This window comes from Pseudobacter sp. (assembly GCF_051955275.1).
Lineage (GTDB): Bacteria > Bacteroidota > Bacteroidia > Chitinophagales > Chitinophagaceae > Pseudobacter.
On sequence record NZ_JBQCGW010000107.1, the window covers coordinates 26,458 to 45,252 of the forward strand.

General features: G+C 49.8%; 21 protein-coding genes. 1 reads left to right on the plus strand and 20 read right to left on the minus strand.

Annotation, left to right across the window (positions count from 1 at the left end; genetic code table 11):
• The first annotated feature begins 123 nt into the window (after positions 1-123).
• Complete coding sequence (locus tag ACTHMC_RS09010; RefSeq protein ID WP_440412717.1) at positions 124-1,071, plus strand: arginase; 948 nt, start codon at positions 124-126, stop codon at positions 1,069-1,071.
• Here the strand turns inward: ACTHMC_RS09010 and ACTHMC_RS09015 are convergent, their stop codons facing one another.
• The 20 genes from ACTHMC_RS09015 to hisD form a co-directional block, all read right to left on the minus strand.
• Entirely contained in the window at positions 1,072-1,779 is a 708-nt protein-coding gene (locus ACTHMC_RS09015) for a hypothetical protein (RefSeq protein WP_440412718.1), read from the minus strand.
• Between the two features lie 62 nt (positions 1,780-1,841).
• Entirely contained in the window at positions 1,842-2,744 is a 903-nt protein-coding gene (locus tag ACTHMC_RS09020; RefSeq protein WP_440412719.1) for an SDR family oxidoreductase, read from the minus strand.
• Between the two features lie 4 nt (positions 2,745-2,748).
• Positions 2,749-3,837, minus strand: coding sequence for a redoxin domain-containing protein (locus tag ACTHMC_RS09025; protein ID WP_440412720.1), 1,089 nt, complete (start codon positions 3,835-3,837; stop codon positions 2,749-2,751).
• A gap of 2 nt (positions 3,838-3,839) precedes the next feature.
• Positions 3,840-4,436 carry a bifunctional phosphoribosyl-AMP cyclohydrolase/phosphoribosyl-ATP diphosphatase HisIE gene (gene hisIE, locus ACTHMC_RS09030; protein ID WP_440412721.1) on the minus strand — a complete coding sequence of 199 codons (597 nt, stop codon included), beginning with the start codon at positions 4,434-4,436 and terminating at the stop codon, positions 3,840-3,842.
• Between the two features lie 11 nt (positions 4,437-4,447).
• Positions 4,448-4,618, minus strand: coding sequence for a hypothetical protein (locus tag ACTHMC_RS09035; RefSeq protein ID WP_440412722.1), 171 nt, complete (start codon positions 4,616-4,618; stop codon positions 4,448-4,450).
• A 38-nt stretch (positions 4,619-4,656) separates the two neighbouring features.
• Positions 4,657-5,418 carry an imidazole glycerol phosphate synthase subunit HisF gene (hisF, locus tag ACTHMC_RS09040; protein ID WP_440412723.1) on the minus strand — a complete coding sequence of 254 codons (762 nt, stop codon included), beginning with the start codon at positions 5,416-5,418 and terminating at the stop codon, positions 4,657-4,659.
• A gap of 47 nt (positions 5,419-5,465) precedes the next feature.
• Entirely contained in the window at positions 5,466-6,191 is a 726-nt protein-coding gene (hisA, locus tag ACTHMC_RS09045) for a 1-(5-phosphoribosyl)-5-[(5-phosphoribosylamino)methylideneamino]imidazole-4-carboxamide isomerase (RefSeq protein ID WP_440412724.1), read from the minus strand.
• 8 nt (positions 6,192-6,199) lie between these two features.
• Complete coding sequence (gene hisH, locus ACTHMC_RS09050) at positions 6,200-6,799, minus strand: imidazole glycerol phosphate synthase subunit HisH (protein WP_440412725.1); 600 nt, start codon at positions 6,797-6,799, stop codon at positions 6,200-6,202.
• Between the two features lie 34 nt (positions 6,800-6,833).
• Entirely contained in the window at positions 6,834-7,601 is a 768-nt protein-coding gene (trpA, locus tag ACTHMC_RS09055) for a tryptophan synthase subunit alpha (RefSeq protein WP_440412727.1), read from the minus strand.
• An 82-nt stretch (positions 7,602-7,683) separates the two neighbouring features.
• The gene (gene trpB, locus ACTHMC_RS09060; RefSeq protein ID WP_440412728.1) at positions 7,684-8,877 is read right to left on the minus strand and encodes a tryptophan synthase subunit beta; all 1,194 of its coding nucleotides are present in this window, start codon (positions 8,875-8,877) and stop codon (positions 7,684-7,686) included.
• Positions 8,878-8,907: 30 nt separating this feature from the next.
• Positions 8,908-9,537 carry a phosphoribosylanthranilate isomerase gene (locus ACTHMC_RS09065; protein WP_440412729.1) on the minus strand — a complete coding sequence of 210 codons (630 nt, stop codon included), beginning with the start codon at positions 9,535-9,537 and terminating at the stop codon, positions 8,908-8,910.
• 47 nt (positions 9,538-9,584) lie between these two features.
• Positions 9,585-10,376, minus strand: coding sequence for an indole-3-glycerol phosphate synthase TrpC (trpC, locus tag ACTHMC_RS09070; RefSeq protein ID WP_440412730.1), 792 nt, complete (start codon positions 10,374-10,376; stop codon positions 9,585-9,587).
• Between the two features lie 10 nt (positions 10,377-10,386).
• A complete protein-coding gene (gene trpD, locus ACTHMC_RS09075; protein ID WP_440412731.1) occupies positions 10,387-11,379 on the minus strand; it encodes an anthranilate phosphoribosyltransferase in 993 nt (330 codons plus the stop codon).
• A 41-nt stretch (positions 11,380-11,420) separates the two neighbouring features.
• The gene (locus ACTHMC_RS09080) at positions 11,421-11,993 is read right to left on the minus strand and encodes an anthranilate synthase component II (protein ID WP_440412733.1); all 573 of its coding nucleotides are present in this window, start codon (positions 11,991-11,993) and stop codon (positions 11,421-11,423) included.
• Positions 11,994-12,015: 22 nt separating this feature from the next.
• Positions 12,016-13,434, minus strand: a complete 1,419-nt coding sequence (locus tag ACTHMC_RS09085) for an anthranilate synthase component I family protein (RefSeq protein WP_440412734.1) — start codon at positions 13,432-13,434, stop codon at positions 12,016-12,018.
• A 230-nt stretch (positions 13,435-13,664) separates the two neighbouring features.
• Positions 13,665-14,804: a bifunctional histidinol-phosphatase/imidazoleglycerol-phosphate dehydratase HisB gene (hisB, locus tag ACTHMC_RS09090; protein ID WP_440412735.1), complete on the minus strand. Its 1,140-nt coding sequence runs from the start codon at positions 14,802-14,804 to the stop codon at positions 13,665-13,667.
• A gap of 17 nt (positions 14,805-14,821) precedes the next feature.
• Entirely contained in the window at positions 14,822-15,289 is a 468-nt protein-coding gene (locus tag ACTHMC_RS09095) for a c-type cytochrome (RefSeq protein WP_440412736.1), read from the minus strand.
• A 10-nt stretch (positions 15,290-15,299) separates the two neighbouring features.
• Positions 15,300-16,577 carry a PQQ-dependent sugar dehydrogenase gene (locus ACTHMC_RS09100; RefSeq protein ID WP_440412738.1) on the minus strand — a complete coding sequence of 426 codons (1,278 nt, stop codon included), beginning with the start codon at positions 16,575-16,577 and terminating at the stop codon, positions 15,300-15,302.
• 60 nt (positions 16,578-16,637) lie between these two features.
• A complete protein-coding gene (hisC, locus tag ACTHMC_RS09105; protein ID WP_440412740.1) occupies positions 16,638-17,690 on the minus strand; it encodes a histidinol-phosphate transaminase in 1,053 nt (350 codons plus the stop codon).
• Between the two features lie 24 nt (positions 17,691-17,714).
• On the minus strand, positions 17,715-18,795 hold a 1,081-nt coding region (gene hisD, locus ACTHMC_RS09110; protein WP_440412741.1), incomplete at its 5' end, for a histidinol dehydrogenase.

Sequence of the window (18,795 nt, forward strand, 5' to 3'; positions counted from 1 at the left end):
TCCCATTCGCCCAGCTCCTGCTGCCGGTGAACTACTACATTCCAGTTTAGCGTTTCTCCCACTCAATTTACTGATTTCCCGAATTAGCCAGTCAACCTGATTGTTTAATAAACGCTCGCATTTATGAAAAATATTAAGCTGATTGAAGTGCCATCTGAAATAGGAGCCGGAACAAGAGGCGCCAGTCTGGGTATCGATGCCATCAAGATTGCCGCCCTGGATTTCATGAGTAATTTTTTCATCCACTTTCCATCTGAGAAAGTCCCCCACGAGAACAAGCTGCTGCACGAACCCATCGAAAGCCCTTACGCCAAACGCATCAAAGGCATTGCCACCATGTACGATCGCGTAAGCAAGGCCGTTAATGATACCATCCGGAATAATTTCTTTCCGCTGGTTCTCAGTGGGGATCACAGTATGGCCGGGGCCACCATTGCAGGGATCCGGATGGCAAAGCCCAAATCAAGACTGGGCGTGATCTGGATCGATGCACATGCCGATCTGCATACCCCGTACACAACTCCTTCCGGGAATATGCATGGCATGCCAATGGCGCTGAGCATCAATGAAGACAATGATGATATGGCCATGCATGAACTGGATGAAGAAACCAAAAAGCAGTGGAATGCGCTGAAAACAATTGGCAAGATCGCTCCCAAAGTATTGCCCGAAGATGTAGTGTTCATCTCGTTGCGCGATTATGAAAAAGAAGAAAAATACCTGATCGATAAATACGGCATGAAGGTGATCTCCACCAGTGAAGTGCGCCGGAAAGGTCCTGAGAACGTAGTCCGCAGCGTGATCCGCTACCTGGCCGACTGTACGGATATTTATATCAGTTTTGATGTGGACAGCCTTGATTCCAGCCTTTCCAAAGGCACCGGTACGCCTGTAGGCAACGGCCTTCGCGAGCGCGAAGCCGAAGACCTGATCAGCAAGTTCATGCAGAACCGGAAGATCTGCTGCTTCGAAGTTACGGAAGTGAACCCCACGCTCGACCGGGAAAACCTGATGAGCGAGATCGCTTTCAACATTCTGCAGCGAAGCGTGAACGTGCTGATGATGAACTAGCTATTTCAGGTGATTGAGCGCTGTTATCAGCAGCTTCACATCCGTTTCATTATTGAGTCTGATCTTCGGCTTTCCCATGATGCGCGCCACGGAATCGGCCTGCGGTCCTATTGCTATAGATAGATCAGAATAGGTGTTGAGCCTGGTGAGTCTCTTTTGTTGAGTATCGAAGAGATAGAGCTGACTCCTGTCTTCAAACTTATTGTATTCATCTTTTCTCACATAATCCCCTTTTACGCGCACCAGGCTTTTGTAACGATAGTTGAGCAACTGGAATTTTCCATCTGTCATCACTTCATAAAAACTCTTTTCAGTGTTCTTTCCTGTAGGCGGAAAGCCGCTCCGGTAAAGGGCTGTAGCCGAGTCAGCGCCTTTCAGATAGCGGAACACGAATTCCTGCACGGGCTCAACGAACTCACACATTTCTTTTTCTCCTCTCCTGAAATAAAGGATATTATCATAGAGGTTGTACAGAAGATGAACATCGTAAAAGTGACGCCCGTCGGCCATGGTAACAGCACCTGCGGTCCAGTCGTTCTGCAGAAGTGGTGATCCCACAATGGACGGATGCATGCGTTCGTGAATGGGGCGGTCTTCAAGAACAAAGGAAACGGTTCCGTTTGGAAGTTGAGGGAGTTGATTGTTGATCTGGCTGTAGGTAGCAGCCAGGGAGGTTAAGCTGCATAGCAGCAGGTAGATTTTTCTCATAAGTGAAAGGTTGTGACTTATGAGAAAGTTACTCAATTTATTGCAGGAAAGGAAGACGGATATTACGCTACGCCCGTTTCCCCCATTGCAGCCAGTCCTTCTTCAAAACTTCCGGGCTTAAAATCCAGCTCTTTCTCAGCCTTGCTGATATCGAAGCCGGTTTTTGGAGGACGTTTTGCCGGCTGCGTAAAGGTATCCGCCGTCACTTCCGTGATCAGGCTTTTATCCAGGCTGAAATGATCAGCAGTCCTGAGCGCCATCTGGAGAGGCGTCAATTGCTCTTTTCCGGAGAGATGGAAAATGCCCGTGGATGTACGTTTGATCATTTCCACAATACCCTGCGCCAGGTCGCCCACATAGGTGGGTGTGCGAAGCTGGTCAGACACTACTTTGATGGGCTTGCCTTCCTGCAGGTTCTCGCGGACCCAGTTCACGATATTGGAGCGGGTACCCTGGAGAGGATTACCATACACCAGGCAGGTGCGCACAATGGCCCAGGGAATTTCACTGGTATGCATGATGGCCTCTGCCTGCATTTTAGTAAAACCGTAAAAATTGATGGGACGAAGATCATCGTCTTCGCGGTACATGCCGTTGAGGCCGTCGAAGACGAAATCAGTAGAAAGATAAATGATGTATTTACTATGTGCTTCGGCATCCACCAGTAACTGCGTGGTGCCGTATACGTTGACCTTTTCGCAGAGCTCGGGATTCTTTTCACATTCGTCCACCTGCGTCATGGCGGCGGAATGTACCACCACATCAGGCTTCTCCTGTTCCATCACCTGCTCGATAGTGAGCTCGTCGGTGATATCCATGGAACGGTATCTGAAATGTTCCGATTCGTCAAAAGGCAGGCGATTAGGGCCTTTACTGGTGGCCACCACTGAAAACTGCTGTTGCAGCAACTTCTGAACGAGGTGCTGCCCAAGTAAACCATTGGCTCCGGTGATCAGGACTTTCATAAGATCAATTGCTACCTAATAATTGGCTGAGTTTAGCTTTCAGTTGGTCCCCGCGCAGGTTCTTTCCCACTATTTTTCCATTCGGATCCAGCAGCAGGTTGGCAGGGATGCCTTCAATGCCATAAAGTCGGGCAACGGCATTGTTCCAGAACTGCAGATCGCTCACATGCGTCCAGTTGAGTTTATCTTCTTTTATTGCTGCGATCCAGGAATCTTTATCGCGGTCGAGTGATACACCCAGCACCGTAAAGTTCTTTGATTTGAATTCGTTGAAATTGGCCACCACATTGGGATTTTCCATACGGCAGGGCTTGCACCAGCTTGCCCAGAAATCCAGCAGTACATATTTACCGCGGAAGGATGCAAGCGCAATTTCTTTACCGGAAGTATCGGCCTGGGAGAACTCGATGGCCTGTGATCCGATCTGTCCGATCTTGCTCTTATCCAGGCGGTCCTTGATGATCTTGCCATAGAAACCCTGCTGCACGGCGGGCTTCAGCAATGAGAATCTTTTTTCCGTATTTACCATTTCCGGATCGAGCTGTGCCGTAACCACCAGCAGAAAGGGAGCTACGGGTGAGCCGCTGCGGGCTTCCACGTAAGAATCGATCTTGCCGGATAACAGGGCAATCAGGGCCTCATGTTTCAGCAGGAGGCTGTCGCCAGGCTGCACATTCGGATTGCTGTTGATCTGTTTGGTGAGATTGGTAAGCTGCTCGAAGAGCGGATTGAATTGTTTTGCGTAGACATTGTAATCATCGTGAATGGCGGAACCCTTCACCTGCAGATTGGTAAGCTGGGCCACATCACCACTTACCGTCACATTTTCATTGCCGATAAAAATGAATGATTTCTTCTGTGGGCCATGAAAGTTGAGGAAAAATATATTCGGTTCAGCAACACTGCCTTTCAGTACAAACTGATTTTTGGCAACCACTGCCCTTGCCAGCGTGTCCTGCGTATTGTTCGCATCGCTGAGGGTAACCACGGATCCATCTGCCAGGCCGGTAAGCGTTCCTGTTACTACAAAACCCTTCTGCTGGGCAAACAGGCCGGCAGGAAGGAGGAGGAACAGCGCTAAAAATCTTTTCATATCTATTTGGAGTGCCGCGCTTTTAGAATGTCCACGACATCCTGCAATTTATGCCCTTTTGCGTTAAGTAAAATCAAATAATGGAACATGAGATCGGCGGCCTCATTGAGGAAAAGATCGGTGTTATCGTCCTTGGATTCTATCACCAGTTCCACGGCTTCCTCTCCCACTTTCTGGGCTATTTTGTTGATCCCGCGGCCAAAGAGGTCTCGCACATAGGATTTCCCGTCTGTGCTCTGTTTGCGGAGATTGATGATATCCTGGAGGTAGTACAGGAAGTCTTCGGAATGATTGCGTTCACTCCAGCAGGTGTCGGCTCCTGTATGGCAGGTTGGTCCCAGGGGCAACGCCTTGATGAGCAGGGTGTCATTGTCGCAGTCACTGAGCACTTCCTTCACCATCAGGTGATTGCCGCTCTCCTCGCCTTTCGTCCAGAGACGCTGCTTGCTGCGGCTGTAAAAAGTGACCTTACCCTCAGCCAGGGTTTTGTTCACAGCCTCTTCATTCATGAAGCCGAGCATGAGCACTTTGTGTGTGTTGAAATCCTGAACAATGGCGGGTACCAGGCCATCTGCGTATTTGGAGTAATCGACTTTCATTGTTGATTTATTTAGGATACGTTATCCTCTTTATTTTCTTTTTCTTTTTTACGGCGAAGCATTTCCAGTAATTCGTCCTGTTTGTCTTCATACCTTTCACGGTTATGACGGCTGCGGTCGGCTTGCTTATTACGGAGGTAAATAGCAAGGGTGAGGGTAGCTGCGAGCAAGAGAAGGACCATCAAGACCATGAATTACTCTTTTGTTTTTTATCCTGATCCTATATTGGACGAATATGAATCTTTTTCTCCTGCAAATATCCTTTTAATTCCGGAATGCCGATCTCCTTGAAATGGAAAATGCTGGCAGCCAGGGCCGCATCTGCTTTGGCATTATTGAACACATCCACAAAATGCTCCATGGTGCCGCCGCCACCACTGGCAATCACCGGTACAGGCAGCGTAGTGGCCAGTTCCCTGGTGATGTCAATGGCAAAGCCTGCCTTGGTCCCATCATGGTTCATGCTGGTCAGCAGAATTTCTCCGGCACCCAGGTCAACTGCCTGTTTCGCCCAGTCGGTACACTTTGTGTCTGTTTTTACACGGCCGCCATTGAGGTACACGTACCATTCGCCGTCTTCTTCCTTCTTGGTATCGATGGCAAGCACCACACACTGACTTCCGAATTCCTTTGCCAGTTCATTCACCAGGCCCGGATTTTTGAAAGCAGCTGTATTCACAGAGATCTTATCAGCGCCATTCTGCAGCAAAGCGTACACATCTTCCACACTGCTGATGCCACCACCCACAGTGAAAGGAATATTGATATTGTGCGAGATCCGGTTCACCAGCTCGCGTAATGTTTTTCTTTTTTCAACAGTGGCCGTGATATCCAGGAATACCAGCTCATCTGCGCCTTCCCTGGCGTAGAGGGCGCCCAGCTCCACCGGGTCACCCGCATCGCGGAGATCCACGAAATTGGTGCCTTTCACGGTGCGGCCGTCTTTGATATCCAGACAGGGAACAATTCTTTTACAAAGCATGATTGACAATTATAAGAACCGGCAATGCCGGAAATGTTTTCCAGATTTTATCTTCCTTCATTGAACCTCACCAGTTCATCCAGCGAGATCCTTCCTTCATAAAAAGCCTTTCCTACTATCACACCGGCACAACCGATATTTCGCAGTGCATCCAGATCAGCCACAGCGCTTACACCACCACTGGCTATGAAATGCAATCCGGAAAATTTAGCAAGGATGCTTTTGTATAATTCAGTGGAAGGGCCCTGCAGCAATCCATCTTTACTCACATCCGTGCAGAAGATCTGCTGCACACCATGCTCCAGGTATTTTTCAATGAAATCGTAGATCCAGATATCGGTAGTTTCCAGCCATCCCGCCACAGCGATCTTCTCTTTTTTCACATCAGCACCCAGCAGGAATCTGGCTGCGCCATATTCTTTGAGCCATTGTACAAATGTGGTTTCATCTTTCACTGCCAGACTGCCAATGGTTGCCAGGGCTGCACCGGAATTGAAAACGATATCAACATCTTCCTTCTTCTTGATACCTCCTCCAAAGTCCACTACCAGACTGGTTTTGCCGGCAATGGTCTCCAGCACTTTCCAGTTCTTCACGGTGCCCGCTTTGGCGCCATCGAGGTCAACCAGGTGCAGGCGCTGCAGGCCGGCATCTTCAAATTGCTTCGCTACTTCCAGCGGATGTTCGTTATAGATCTTCTTCTGTTCGTAATCGCCCTGGGTAAGTCTTACACATTTACCCTCTATGATGTCGATGGCCGGGATGATCTGCATGTATTCAATTAAATATTCAGGAAATTTTTAAGGATGGTCTCTCCGGTGGCGGCACTCTTTTCAGGATGGAACTGCACACCATAGAAATTCTTTGTGTGCAGGGCGGAACTGTAGGCCTGCCCGTACTCCGTGGTGGCAATGGTATGCTCACCCAGTGAAGCGTAATAGCCATGCACAAAATAACAATAGCTGTTCTCCGGAACAGCCTTGAAGAGATCAGTTTTGAGCGAATAGATATTGTTCCAGCCGATCTGCGGGATCTTGATCGGGCCATCGGCAGTTGTGGCGGCAGGAAAGAGTTTTACCTTCTCTTCAAAGATACCGAGACAGTTGGTATCATTCTCTTCGCTGTAAGCGCACATGAGTTGCATACCCAGGCAGATGCCGAGTACAGGCTGCTGCAATTCCTTCAATACAGTATCCAATCCATGGGCCTGCAGGTAACGCATGGCGCTGCTGGCCTCACCCACGCCAGGGAAGATCACTTTGTCTGCTTTACGCAATAACTCATGATCATCCGTAACTGTTGCTGTTGCTCCGATCCTTTCCAGCGCGTAGAGTACCGACTGGATATTTCCTGCATTGTATTTTACGATGGCTAATTCCACAATTGCTTTTTTTACTGAAAACGCGAAAGATAAATCATTTCACAGACCTGATGAACTGTTCTGTGCTGGCTGCTACATCGGCAGCGCCTTCCAGCGCCTTGATAAAGGCGGTTCCGATGATGGCGCCATTGGCATATTGCGATGCCGCCTGGAAGCTGGCCTTATCCTTTATGCCGAAGCCCACCAGCACAGGGTTCTTCAAGCCCATGCCCTGCAAGCGTTGCAGGTAGGCGCTCACGCCATCCATGTTCTGGTCCTTGCCTGTGGTAGAACTGGAGGAAACAGCGTAGAGGAAACCGGTTGACAAGGCATCCAGTCTTTTGATCCGCTCCGGGGTTGTTTCCGGAGTTACCAGGAATACAAAATCCAGTTTGTGTTTTTTGATGATGGGGCCGTATTCGTTCTCAAACTCAAATTCAGGAAGGTCCGGAAGGATCAACCCGTCCACTCCCACAGCGGCTGCATCGGCACAGAATTTCTCGAAGCCATATTGCAGGATAGGGTTCATGTATCCCATCAGTATCACGGGAACGGAAATGGTATTCCTGAATCCATTCAGCTGTTCAAACAGTTTTTTGATGGTCATGCCATTCTGCAGGGCAATGCTGCTGCTGGCCTGGATCACAGGGCCATCGGCCAGCGGATCACTGTAAGGCATGCCCAGTTCGATGAGATCAGCACCGCTTTTTTCCAGCGACTGCATGATGGTGAGCGTACTGTTCAGCTGCGGGTAACCGGCCGTTACGTATACGTTGAGTACCTCTTTATTTTTCTCTTTAAATAATTCCTGAATTCTGCTCATGTAAAATATTTTTCAGTGTGTCGCCAGAGGCGACGGAATAGAAGTCACTCGCCGGGAGGCGAGCGACCGGCAGCACGCTGATTTATACGCCCATCGCCTGCATGTAAGTGGCCATATCCTTGTCGCCCCTGCCGCTCAGGCAGAGCACCACCACATCCTCCTTTTTGAAAGGCACCTGGTTCAGGCCTGCGAGTGCATGGGAACTTTCCAGTGCCGGAATGATGCCTTCCTGCTGTGTAAGATTGAAGGCTGCCCTTACCGCTTCTTCATCTGTAGCACTGAGGAAGGTACCACGGCCGCTTGCAAAGAGGTTCGCATGCATGGGACCGATACCGGGATAATCCAGTCCGGCTGAAATGCTGTGTGGTTCTACAACCTGACCGTCTTCCGTCTGCATCACCAGGCTCTTGCTGCCATGCAGGACGCCGGGTTTTCCCAGCCTGGTGGTAGCCGCACTGAGACCGCTTTCCACACCATGACCTGCCGCTTCCACTGCCACCAGTTGCACCGCCTGCTCTTCCGTGAAATGATAGAAAGCGCCAGCTGCATTGCTGCCTCCGCCTACACAGGCGAACACATGCGTGGGCAGTTCACTGCCGGTCTTGTCTTTAAGTTGTTTACGAATCTCCTGGCTGATCACGCTCTGGAAACTGGCTACCATATCCGGGTAAGGATGCGGGCCAACTACGGAGCCTATGATATAATGTGTGTCGTTGGGATTATTGATCCAGTCGCGGATAGCTTCATTGGTAGCGTCTTTCAGCGTTTTGCTGCCGCTGGTGGCGGGGATCACAGTGGCTCCCAGCATCTTCATGCGGGCCACATTGGGCGCCTGCCGCTGGATATCTTTCTCTCCCATGTACACGATGCACTCGATGCCTTTGAGGGCGCATACCGTGGCCGTGGCAACACCATGCTGACCAGCGCCGGTTTCTGCAATGATGCGCTTTTTGCCCAGCCTCAATGCCAGGAGGATCTGCCCGAGCGCATTATTGAGCTTGTGCGAACCGGTATGGCAAAGATCTTCCCGCTTGAGATAGATATTGGTATTGAACTGCGCGCTCAGCCTCGCTGCGTGATACAGCGGCGTGGGTCTTCCCACATAATCGCGCAGCAATGTGTCGTATTCATCGCGGAAATCCTTGCCTGTGATGATGGCTTTATACTGGTTGCGCAGCTCTTCTACATTGCGATGGAGCATTTCGGGGATGTAAGCGCCGCCGAACTGTCCATAGTAACCCTGTGCATCCGGCTTCTGGTAGATTGTTGTTGCCATGATTGACCAATATTTTGTCAGATGGTTTTGTTATTTCATTTTGTCTACAAAATCGCGCACCAGGTTGAGGTCTTTGTAACCCGGACTGGTTTCGAATTTACTGTTGATGTCCACGGCAAAGAGTCCTTTGGCTGCGGGTTCTTTCTGGAACTCATGCAGTCTGTCTTCATCGCCGGGCTCTATTCCTCCACTGAGGAAGAATGGTTTTCCTACTTCGGTTCCCTGGAGCACGCTCCAGTCGAACTTCTTTCCGGTGCCTCCGTACCCTGCCCCCATGGTATCGAACATGAACATATCGCAGCAGTCCATATAAGGACGAATCATCCATTCCACGCTATCGTTGTCGCTTAACCGGAAGGCTTTTACAACCGACACGTAATCTGCGATCTTCTCGCAGTATTTGGGATTTTCATCCCCATGCAGCTGCACCAGGTGAAGCCTGCATTCGTCTACCATGTGGAGCACTTCTTCAATGGAGGCATTTACAAATACGCCCACTTTGTTGATATTGTTCTCCTTCCTGATCTGGGTGGTGGTCATGTGTTTGAACACATACCTCGGGCTTTTCGGATAGAAAATGAATCCTGCAAAAGATACTCCCATGTCTGCCAGAGCTGTCACCTGATCTGGCTGTGTCATGCCGCATACTTTTACTCGCATATATTTCAGATTTTAAGTGTTAAGTGTATCCGGCAAGCGATCTGTTTTCATCGGGCCTTGGCAGCGTTGAGCTCCTGCACAAAGTCTTCGAAGGCTTTGGCGGGGTTCTCCGCTTTCATGAAATTCTCTCCGATGAGAAAACCTCTGAACCCGTTATCACGGAAGAGCAGGATATTGTTGACGGCATTGATACCGCTTTCGGCAATTCTGATCCTGTTATCCGGGATTTTGCGGGCCATGGCCAGGCTCCTTTCAATATCCACTTTAAAGGTGCGGAGGTCTCTGTTATTGATCCCTACCAGCACGGTTTCATCGCAGATATGCTCCAGTTCTTCCTCGTCGTGCAGTTCCAGCAGCACTTCAAGTCCGAGCTGAGTGGCAAAGGTAGCCAACCGTTTCACTTCTGCGGGCGTTAAACAGGCGGCAATGAGTAAAATAACATCGGCGCCCATGGCACGGGCCTCCATGATCTGGTATTCATCCACGATGAAATCCTTACGCAGTATGGGAACCTGGTTCACGCGGGCCGCTTTCAGGTCGGCCGTACTGCCCCCAAAAAAATTTTCATCGGTGAGCACGCTCAGGCCGGAAGCATGCTTTGCATAGGCCGAAGTCACTTCCACCACATCCGCCGTTCCATTGATCAGTCCTTTTGAGGGCGATCTCCTTTTGAATTCCGCGATGATACCTGTACGGTTTTCATCCAGCAGGAATTCTTTCAGGCTCAGCACCTTTCTGCTGAACATCACCTCTTTCTCCAGCGCTGAAGCAGGTATTGCTGCTTTTCGTGCCGCCACATCCGTTCTTTTGTGCGCAATGATCGTATCGAGAATATTCATGTATTGCTTTTTATTGCAGTGCAATCAGTTTTTTAAAGGCAGCATTGGCCTTGCCGCTTTCCAGGCTTTCCACGGCAGCGGCATAAGCCTGCTCGTAGGTCTTGTGATTTCCTGTGCAATGCAGCGCCATGGCGGCATTGGCGAGCACTACGGCATTCTGCGCCCAGCTGCCTTCTCCTTTCAAGATCTTAGTGAAGAGCTTAGCCGCTTCATCCACGGAGCTTCCTCCATAGATATCTGCTGGCGTTACGGCGCGTTTTCCGAGTTGTTCCGGGGTCATAATGCGCTCACCCTGGTTGGTGATCACTTTGGTATCGTTGGTGAGGGAGATCTCATCATACCCATCCAGACTGTGAATGATGGTGAAAGCGCTGGTTCCCTGTTGAAGCAGGTAATTGTACACGCGCGCCATCTCCAGGTTGTATACCCCTACCAGCTGGAATTTCGGAGAAGCAGGGTTCACCATGGGTCCGAGCATATTGAAGAAAGTGCGCATGCCCAGGTTCTTGCGGATCGGACCAACGGTCTTCAGTGCAGGGTGGAACATGGGCGCATGCAGGAAGCAGATATTGGTGTCTTCCACTTCCTTTTTCAATCTGTCCTTATCGTTCTTGAATTTGTACCCCAATTGCTCCATCACGTTGCTGGCGCCGCTGATGCTGCTGGCCCCGTAGTTACCATGCTTGGCTACTTTCTGACCGGTACCAGCTACAATGAAGCAACTTAGAGTGGAGATATTGAAAGTGTTCTTTCCATCACCGCCGGTTCCTACGATATCGATGGTTTCATATCCATTGAGATCGATGGGTACACAGAGCTCCAGCAGGGCATCGCGGAAACCCTGGAGCTCCTCGATGGTAATGCTGCGCATGAGGTAAACGGTCATGAAGGCGGTCACTTCATGTTCATTGTAAAGGCCTTTTCCGATCCCTACCAGTGCTTCTTTGGCAGAAGCCCTGTTGAGGGATTTATGTGCGAATAATTGTTCTAAGATCTTTTTCATAATTAACATTTTACTGATTCAAAAAATTGGTTGAATGTTCATTACTGTTTCAACCAGTTCCTCAGTATAGTTTCTCCGAGTGGTGTGAGCACGCTCTCGGGGTGGAACTGCACGCCCCGTACATCGTACTTGTTGTGCTGCAGTCCCATGATATAATTGCTGGCATCACGCGCCGTGATGGTAATATCTTCAGGGAAGCCTTCTTCGCTGATCACCCAGCTATGGTAGCGGCCCACTTCAAAAGTATCCGGCAGTCCTTCATAAAGATCCTTTTCGGTTCTTTTCAGAATATTCACCGGCGTGGCCACTCCATGATACACGGTGCTTAAATTCACCAGTTTTCCGCCAAATGCCTCACCGATTGCCTGGTGACCAAGACATACGCCCAGTATGGATTTGCTGGCAGCATATTCTTTGATCAGGGGCAGGAGCAGTCCGGCTTCTTCGGGGATACCAGGGCCGGGGCTCAGGATGATCTTATCATAATCTTTCACCTTTTCCAGCGGCAGCTGATCGTTGCGCACCACATCTACGCGCTGATGCAGGATCTTCTCTACCAGGTGCACCAGGTTGTAGGTGAAAGAATCGTAATTATCGAACACTAATATTTTCACAAGGAATGTTTTACTGGTTATTTTATTGGGCGATCTCTTCTGCAAACAGGATGGCTTTTTTAAGCGCACCCAGTTTGTTGTTCACTTCCTGCAATTCGCTTTCAGGTTTGCTGGCGGCTACCACGCCGGCGCCGGCCTGGTAAATGAGGGTATTGTTCTTGCTGAAGAAAGTACGGATCATGATGGCGTGGATGCAGGTGCCATCAAAGCCCATGAAACCGATGGCTCCGCCGTAATAGCTGCGGGCTGTGGGCTCCAGGCCGTCGATCAGTTCGATGGCTTTGAACTTGGGTGCTCCGCTAAGGGTGCCTGCGGGGAAGGTCTTGGCCATGAGCTCGAAAGGATTGGCATGTTCGCGGGTCATGCCACTCACTTCGCTTACGAGGTGGATAACATGACTGTAATACTGTACCTGACGGTAATGAACAACCGAAACATCATCACAAACCCTGCTGAGGTCATTTCTGGCGAGATCAACCAGCATCACGTGCTCTGCATTCTCTTTGGCGTCTTTGAGCAATTCGGTGGCAGCGCGTTGATCAGTTTCATCATCACCGGTACGTTTGAAAGTACCTGCGATGGGATGAACAATGGCTTTGCCGTTCTGAATGAGGATCTGGGATTCGGGAGAAGAGCCTAACAATTTATAATCACCGTAGTCGAAGAAGAAGAGATAGGGAGAAGGGTTGATGGAGCGGAGAGCGCGGTATACATTGAATTCATCACCGGTGAACTGCTGTTCAAAACGGCGGCTGAGCACAATCTGGAAAACATCGCCGCGGAAACAGTGCTGGATGCCTTCTTTCACCATATTACGGTAGGTCTCATCATCCATATTGGAGGATTCCTCTCCCACCGCCTTGAAAGGATATACCGGCACATCTTTACTGCGGATGAGGGATTCCACTGCGTTTACATCACTATCCAGTCCTTCTACCTGGTTCTCACAGAGGAAGAGCTCATCCTTGTGGTGGTTGATGGCGATCACATACTGGTACAAACGATAGCGCATGAAGGGAATGGCAGGCGTTTGTTTAGCCGACTTCAGCTGCAGGGTATCGAAGAACTGCACGGCATCGAAAGTGGTGTAACCGTAAAGTCCCTGTGCATACTTCGCTTCCTTGATCTCCGTGGCTTCCATTTTGAAACGCTTCATGAAGTCCCAGAGAATATTGGGTACATCCTGTACATTTCTGATCGGCTGCTTTTCGGGCGCCTGACCCGGCCATTTGAGTTCCAGCTCTTTGGTGGAGCTGATTTCCATGCCTGCGATGGCATTGATACAAATGAAGGAGTAGCTGTTCTCAGAGGAATGGTGATCCGTGCTTTCGAGAAGAACGGTATCACGGAACCTGTCTCTCAGCCTGAGGTAGATCCCCACCGGCGTGAACACGTCCGCCAGCATTTTCTTGCATTTCGTTTGTACTGTGATTTGTTTCATATTGAGACTTCCGGTAGTGAAAAAAGAAAGGGCCCCGATGTAAAATCGGGGCCCTTAATATTGTTATAAGTATACAACAGTAGTAGTTACAATCCCCGTTTAGAGTTTGTATGCCACCACCACTGAATATTTTGTATTTGCTTAATCATGAATCACAAAAATAGGTACAAAAACGGATTGACCAAATTTATTTCCCTGTGCCCAATAGTTTCGCAGCACACCCTGAGTATTTACAGCACTCCCTTTGTGCTCGGCAGGTGATTGCTCATCGGATCACGCTTTACGGCCATCCTGATCGCCTTCGCAAATGCCTTGAAAATAGCCTCGATCTTATGGTGCTCATTATCTCCATGACACTCCACCTGCAGGTTGCAGCGGGCCGCATCGGAGAAGGATTTGAAGAAATGGAAGAACATTTCAGTGGGCATCTCCCCGATCCTTTCGCGCTTGAATTCAGCATTCCAGACCGTCCATGCGCGGCCACCGAAATCGATCAGCACTTTGGCCTCTGCCTCATCCATGGGTAATGCAAAACCATAACGCTCCATACCGCGCTTGTCTGCCAGGGCCAGGGCAAAAGCCTCTCCCAGCGCAATGCCGGTATCCTCGATGGTATGATGTTCGTCGATATGCAGATCCCCGTTGGCACGGATGGTCAGGTCCATTTTACCGTGGCGGGCGATCTGATCCAGCATATGATCAAAGAAACCCAGTCCCGTAAAGATCTGGCTCTTGCCTTTGCCATCGAGATTGAGCTCTATCTTGATCTGCGTTTCATTGGTATTGCGCTCATGCACTACCTGGCGCAGTCCCAGTTTGAGGAAGGAATAGATCTCCGCCCAGTCGATGCTCTCCAGGGCAATCACCGGTTGGAGGGCAGCCACCTGGTCGCTGATCTCGGCGGCACCCAGACTGGCGTCCCCGTTCAACCAGATGGCTTTGCAGCCCAGGTTCTTGGCGAGCTGCACATCCGTGATGCGGTCTCCGATCACGAAAGAATTTTCGATATCATAAGCCGGGTTGTTGAGGTACTGCGTGAGCATCCCAGTACCTGGCTTGCGGGTAGGCAGGTTGTCGGCCGGGAAAGATCGGTCGATATGCACGGCGCTGAAGTGGATCCCCTCCCCTTCGAGGCTCTTCATCACCAGGTTGTGCAGGGGCCAGAATGTATCTTCCGGGAACGCGGCTGTACCCAGGCCATCCTGGTTGGTGACCATCACCAGTTCATAATCCAGTTCCTTAGCGATCTTCCCCATGTATTCAAACATTTTGGGGTAGAAGGTCAGTTTATCGAACGAATCCAGCTGATAAGTGGGGGGCGCCTCATTGATGAGCGTGCCATCGCGGTCTATAAATAAAATCCTTTTCATATCGAATTCAAAAATACTTACTTCAGCTTACTTCGTACAGCCTTTACTTCGGCAGGTGTAACAGCACTTGCCTTGTTGGTGAAGCTGTTCCGTACGTAAGTAAGCACATCGGACACCTGCTGATCAGACAAAAAGCTGTGGGCCGACATATTGTTATCATACACTTCCCCATCGATCTCTATTTCTTCATTCATCCCTTTCAGCACTATTTCGATGAGTTTCTTTTTATCGCCCAGTACAAAACCGGTGCGTTGCAAAGGAGGGTTGAGCCGGGGTACGCCGCCGCCATCGGCCTGGTGACAGGCGAGGCAATAACTATCGTACACCTTCTTCCCATCCGTCATTATTTTCTTGCTGATGCCCGTTTGCGCCACTTTGGCCACAGGCTTTGTCTGCCCGGGTTTAGACTGCGCGGGTTTTGTTTGCGCGGCCATCAGAACTACCAGTCCGATGCCCGCTATTGCGGCGAAAAATACTTTCTTCATGGTATCGGATCTAATTTTTGTTATATGTTACTTTCCAGATCCTTCCCTTTTTGTCGTCGGAAATGTACAGTGAACCATCAGGCCCCTGTGCCAGTCCGCATGGACGGAAGCGTGCATTTTTCGGGTCGATCTTTTCTCCGGCAAATCCATCGGCGAAGATCTCATAGTTACCGTCAGGCATTCCATTCTTCATGGGCAGGAAAACTACAAAATAGCCTGTCTGCGGCCTGGGCGCCCTGTTCCATGAACCATGGAAGGCAACAAAGACGCCGTTTTTATATCGCTCAGGAAATTGATTTCCTGTATAGAACATCAGTGCATTCGGGGCCCAGTGGCCTGGAAATGCAAACACAGGTTTGCTCTTATCTTCACAACGTCCCTGCTTCTTTCCATCACCTCCATATTCAGGCGCCAGCACGCGCTTATTCTGAAATTGATCATAGTAACAATAAGGCCAACCATAGTCATCGCCCTTGCTGATGCGCAATAATTCTTCAGCAGGCAGCTCCGCACTCTGCTCTTCATTGTACATATCAGGGAATAACGTGTTCAGCATATCCCTGCCATGCTGCATGGCGTAGAGCTGGTTGTTCGCCTGGTTCCAATCCAGCCCCACCACATTGCGGATGCCGGTTGCATACTTCACTCCATTATGATAGGATTGCCCCAACAGATCAGCTTTGAACTGCCAGATCCCCCCTGTTGAATCCAGCAAAGGACAGGGATCGGAGGAAGGCGAACCAACCGTACGGTCAGTGATCTGACAGGCATTGGATGGAGCACCGATATTCACATAAATATTTCCATCATTGTCCAGTACAATGGATTTGGTGTTGTGCGTTCTTCGATTGATCAATCCCGTTACAATATTTTCTGCATTGGAAGTATCGATCACATCTCCTTTCTCATTCAGTTTATATCGATACACATCTGTGTTGGACGATGCATACAGATAACCATTATTGATGGTGATACCCGTTCCGCTGTAGTTACCCCAGCCGGTGATCTCATCAGCTATTCCGTCTTTATTGGTATCACGTAAGCGAAGGATGCCTTTGCCATTCTTCACACGGTCGAGCTTGGCATAAATATCACCATTTGTTTGTGCAACGATATGACGGACAGTTCCGAGGTTATCGGCCACCACCACGGCTTTAAAGCCTTTGGGTAAAGTGATGCCCCCATTCTCTTCCCGTGCCGTTTTACGTTTTACGCGGGTGGAGTCGCTGGCCAAAACCTGCACGGAAATCAGCAGGGCTACCGGCAGCATTTTTAAGATCGCATTCATTTGTTGAGACTTTATTGATTGAATGTCTTAAAATTAAATGTTTTGGCCAGACAACACGATTTATGCCAGATAGCTTTGTAAATATGCCAATACAGCTTTATTTTCTGCTTCGGTACCTACGGTAATACGCAGACAGCCTTCGCAAAGAGTTACCGAACTTCTGTCTCTCACCACTACTCCCTTACCCAGCAGGTAGTTGTAAATCGCTTTGGCATCCGTTACGCGCACCAGCAGGAAATTGGCATCTGACGGATAGATCTTCTGCACAACAGGCAGCTTTGCCAGTTCAGCTTCCAGCATGCCACGCTGTGCTACTATCTCTTTGATCATATCGTTCACCATGCCCACTTCTTCCAGCGCTTTCAGCGCCAGATCCTGCGATGCCTGGTTGATATTGTACGGTGGCTTTACTTTGTTCATCACATTGATGATGGCTTCGGAAGCGAAGCCCAGTCCGATGCGGAGGGCCGCCAGTCCCCAGGCTTTGCTCAGGGTCTGCATCACCACCAGGTTGGGATAATCCTCCATTTCCTGTGTGAATGAACGGAAGCGCGAGAAATTGATATAGGCTTCATCAATAGCCACAATGCCCCAGTAATTGTTGAGCACCACTTCAACGTCTTCGCGGTTGAGCGTGTTGCCGGTAGGGTTATTGGGAGAACAGATAAAAATGATCTTGGTATTATCGTCCACCGCTTCTTCGATAGCAGGAAGATCGAGCTGGAACTCGGCAGTGAGCGGCACTTTCTTGATGTAAACGTCGTTGATATTGGCGCTTACTTCGTACATACCGTAGGTAGGCGGACAAATAATGATATTGTCTTTCCCCGGCTCGCAGAAAGCGCGGATGAGGATATCGATACATTCATCACTGCCGTTACCGATAAAGATATTGGAAGCAGGAACGCCTTTCACTTCACTGAGCTTGTCTTTCACTTTATGCTGCAACGGGTCCGGGTAGCGGTTGTACCATTTGGTAAGCGGAGAACCGTAGCTATTCTCATTGGCGTCCAGGAATATGCTGGCTTCGCCTTTAAACTCATCGCGGGCGGATGAATAAGGCACCAGGTTCTTTATATTCGGTCTTAACAGATCATCGAGATTGAAACTCATATATTAAAATTGAGGAGCTGAAATTTATGATAATCGAACGCGTACGGCATTGGCGTGGGCCTGCAGGCCTTCTGCTTCTGCCATCTCTATAACGGTATTGCCTATGCGATGCAGGCCTTCACTGGTCAATTGCTGGAAAGTGATCTTGCGTACAAAGCTGTCTACACTCACTCCGCTGTAAGCCCTTGCGTAGCCATTGGTTGGCAGGGTGTGATTGGTGCCGCTGGCATAATCTCCAACACTTTCGGGGGAATAGTTGCCGATGAACACGGAACCTGCATTGATAACCTGTGTGGACAGTGCTTCTGCATTTTCGCAACTGAGGATCAGGTGCTCAGCAGCATATTCATTAAGCAGGTCCATAGCGTCCGATTCATTACGCATGAGGATCAACTTGCTGTTCTCCAGTGCTTTTGCTGCTATGTCTTTGCGGGGCAGTGCAGCCAGTTGTTCGGCCACGGCCGCTTCCACATCTTTCAATACTTTATCAGAGCAGGTCACCAGCAATACCTGGCTGTCTGCGCCGTGTTCAGCCTGGCTGAGCAGATCGGCTGCAATATAAGCGGGTGGCGCTGTTTCATCGGCGTAAACGGCCACTTCGCTGGGGCCCGCAGGCATATCGATGGCCAATCCTTCCTGCTGTACCAGTTGTTTGGCGCAGGTGACGTACTGGTTACCCGGACCAAAGATTTTGTACACTTTGGGAACGGACGCGGTACCGTAGGTCATGGCGCCGATGGCCTGTACCCCGCCGATGCGGAATACTTTTGTAACGCCTACAGATTTTGCAGCGAACAGGATGGCAGGATGCAGTTTTCCCTTTGCATCGGGAGGAGAACAAAGGACGATCTCACGGCAACCTGCCAGCGAAGCAGGTACTCCCAGCATCAGGATGGTAGAGAAGAGCGGCGCGGAGCCACCGGGAATATAAAGTCCCACCTTCTCGATACCCACACTTTTGCGCCAGCAGCGGATGCCGGGCATGGTTTCGATGATCTCGGGAGCGGATAATTGCTTTTCGTGAAAGCGGGTGATATTTTCTCTGGCAGTGTGGATGGCCTGCTTCAGTTCTGCGGGCAATAAATTCTCCGCTTCTTCAAAATCA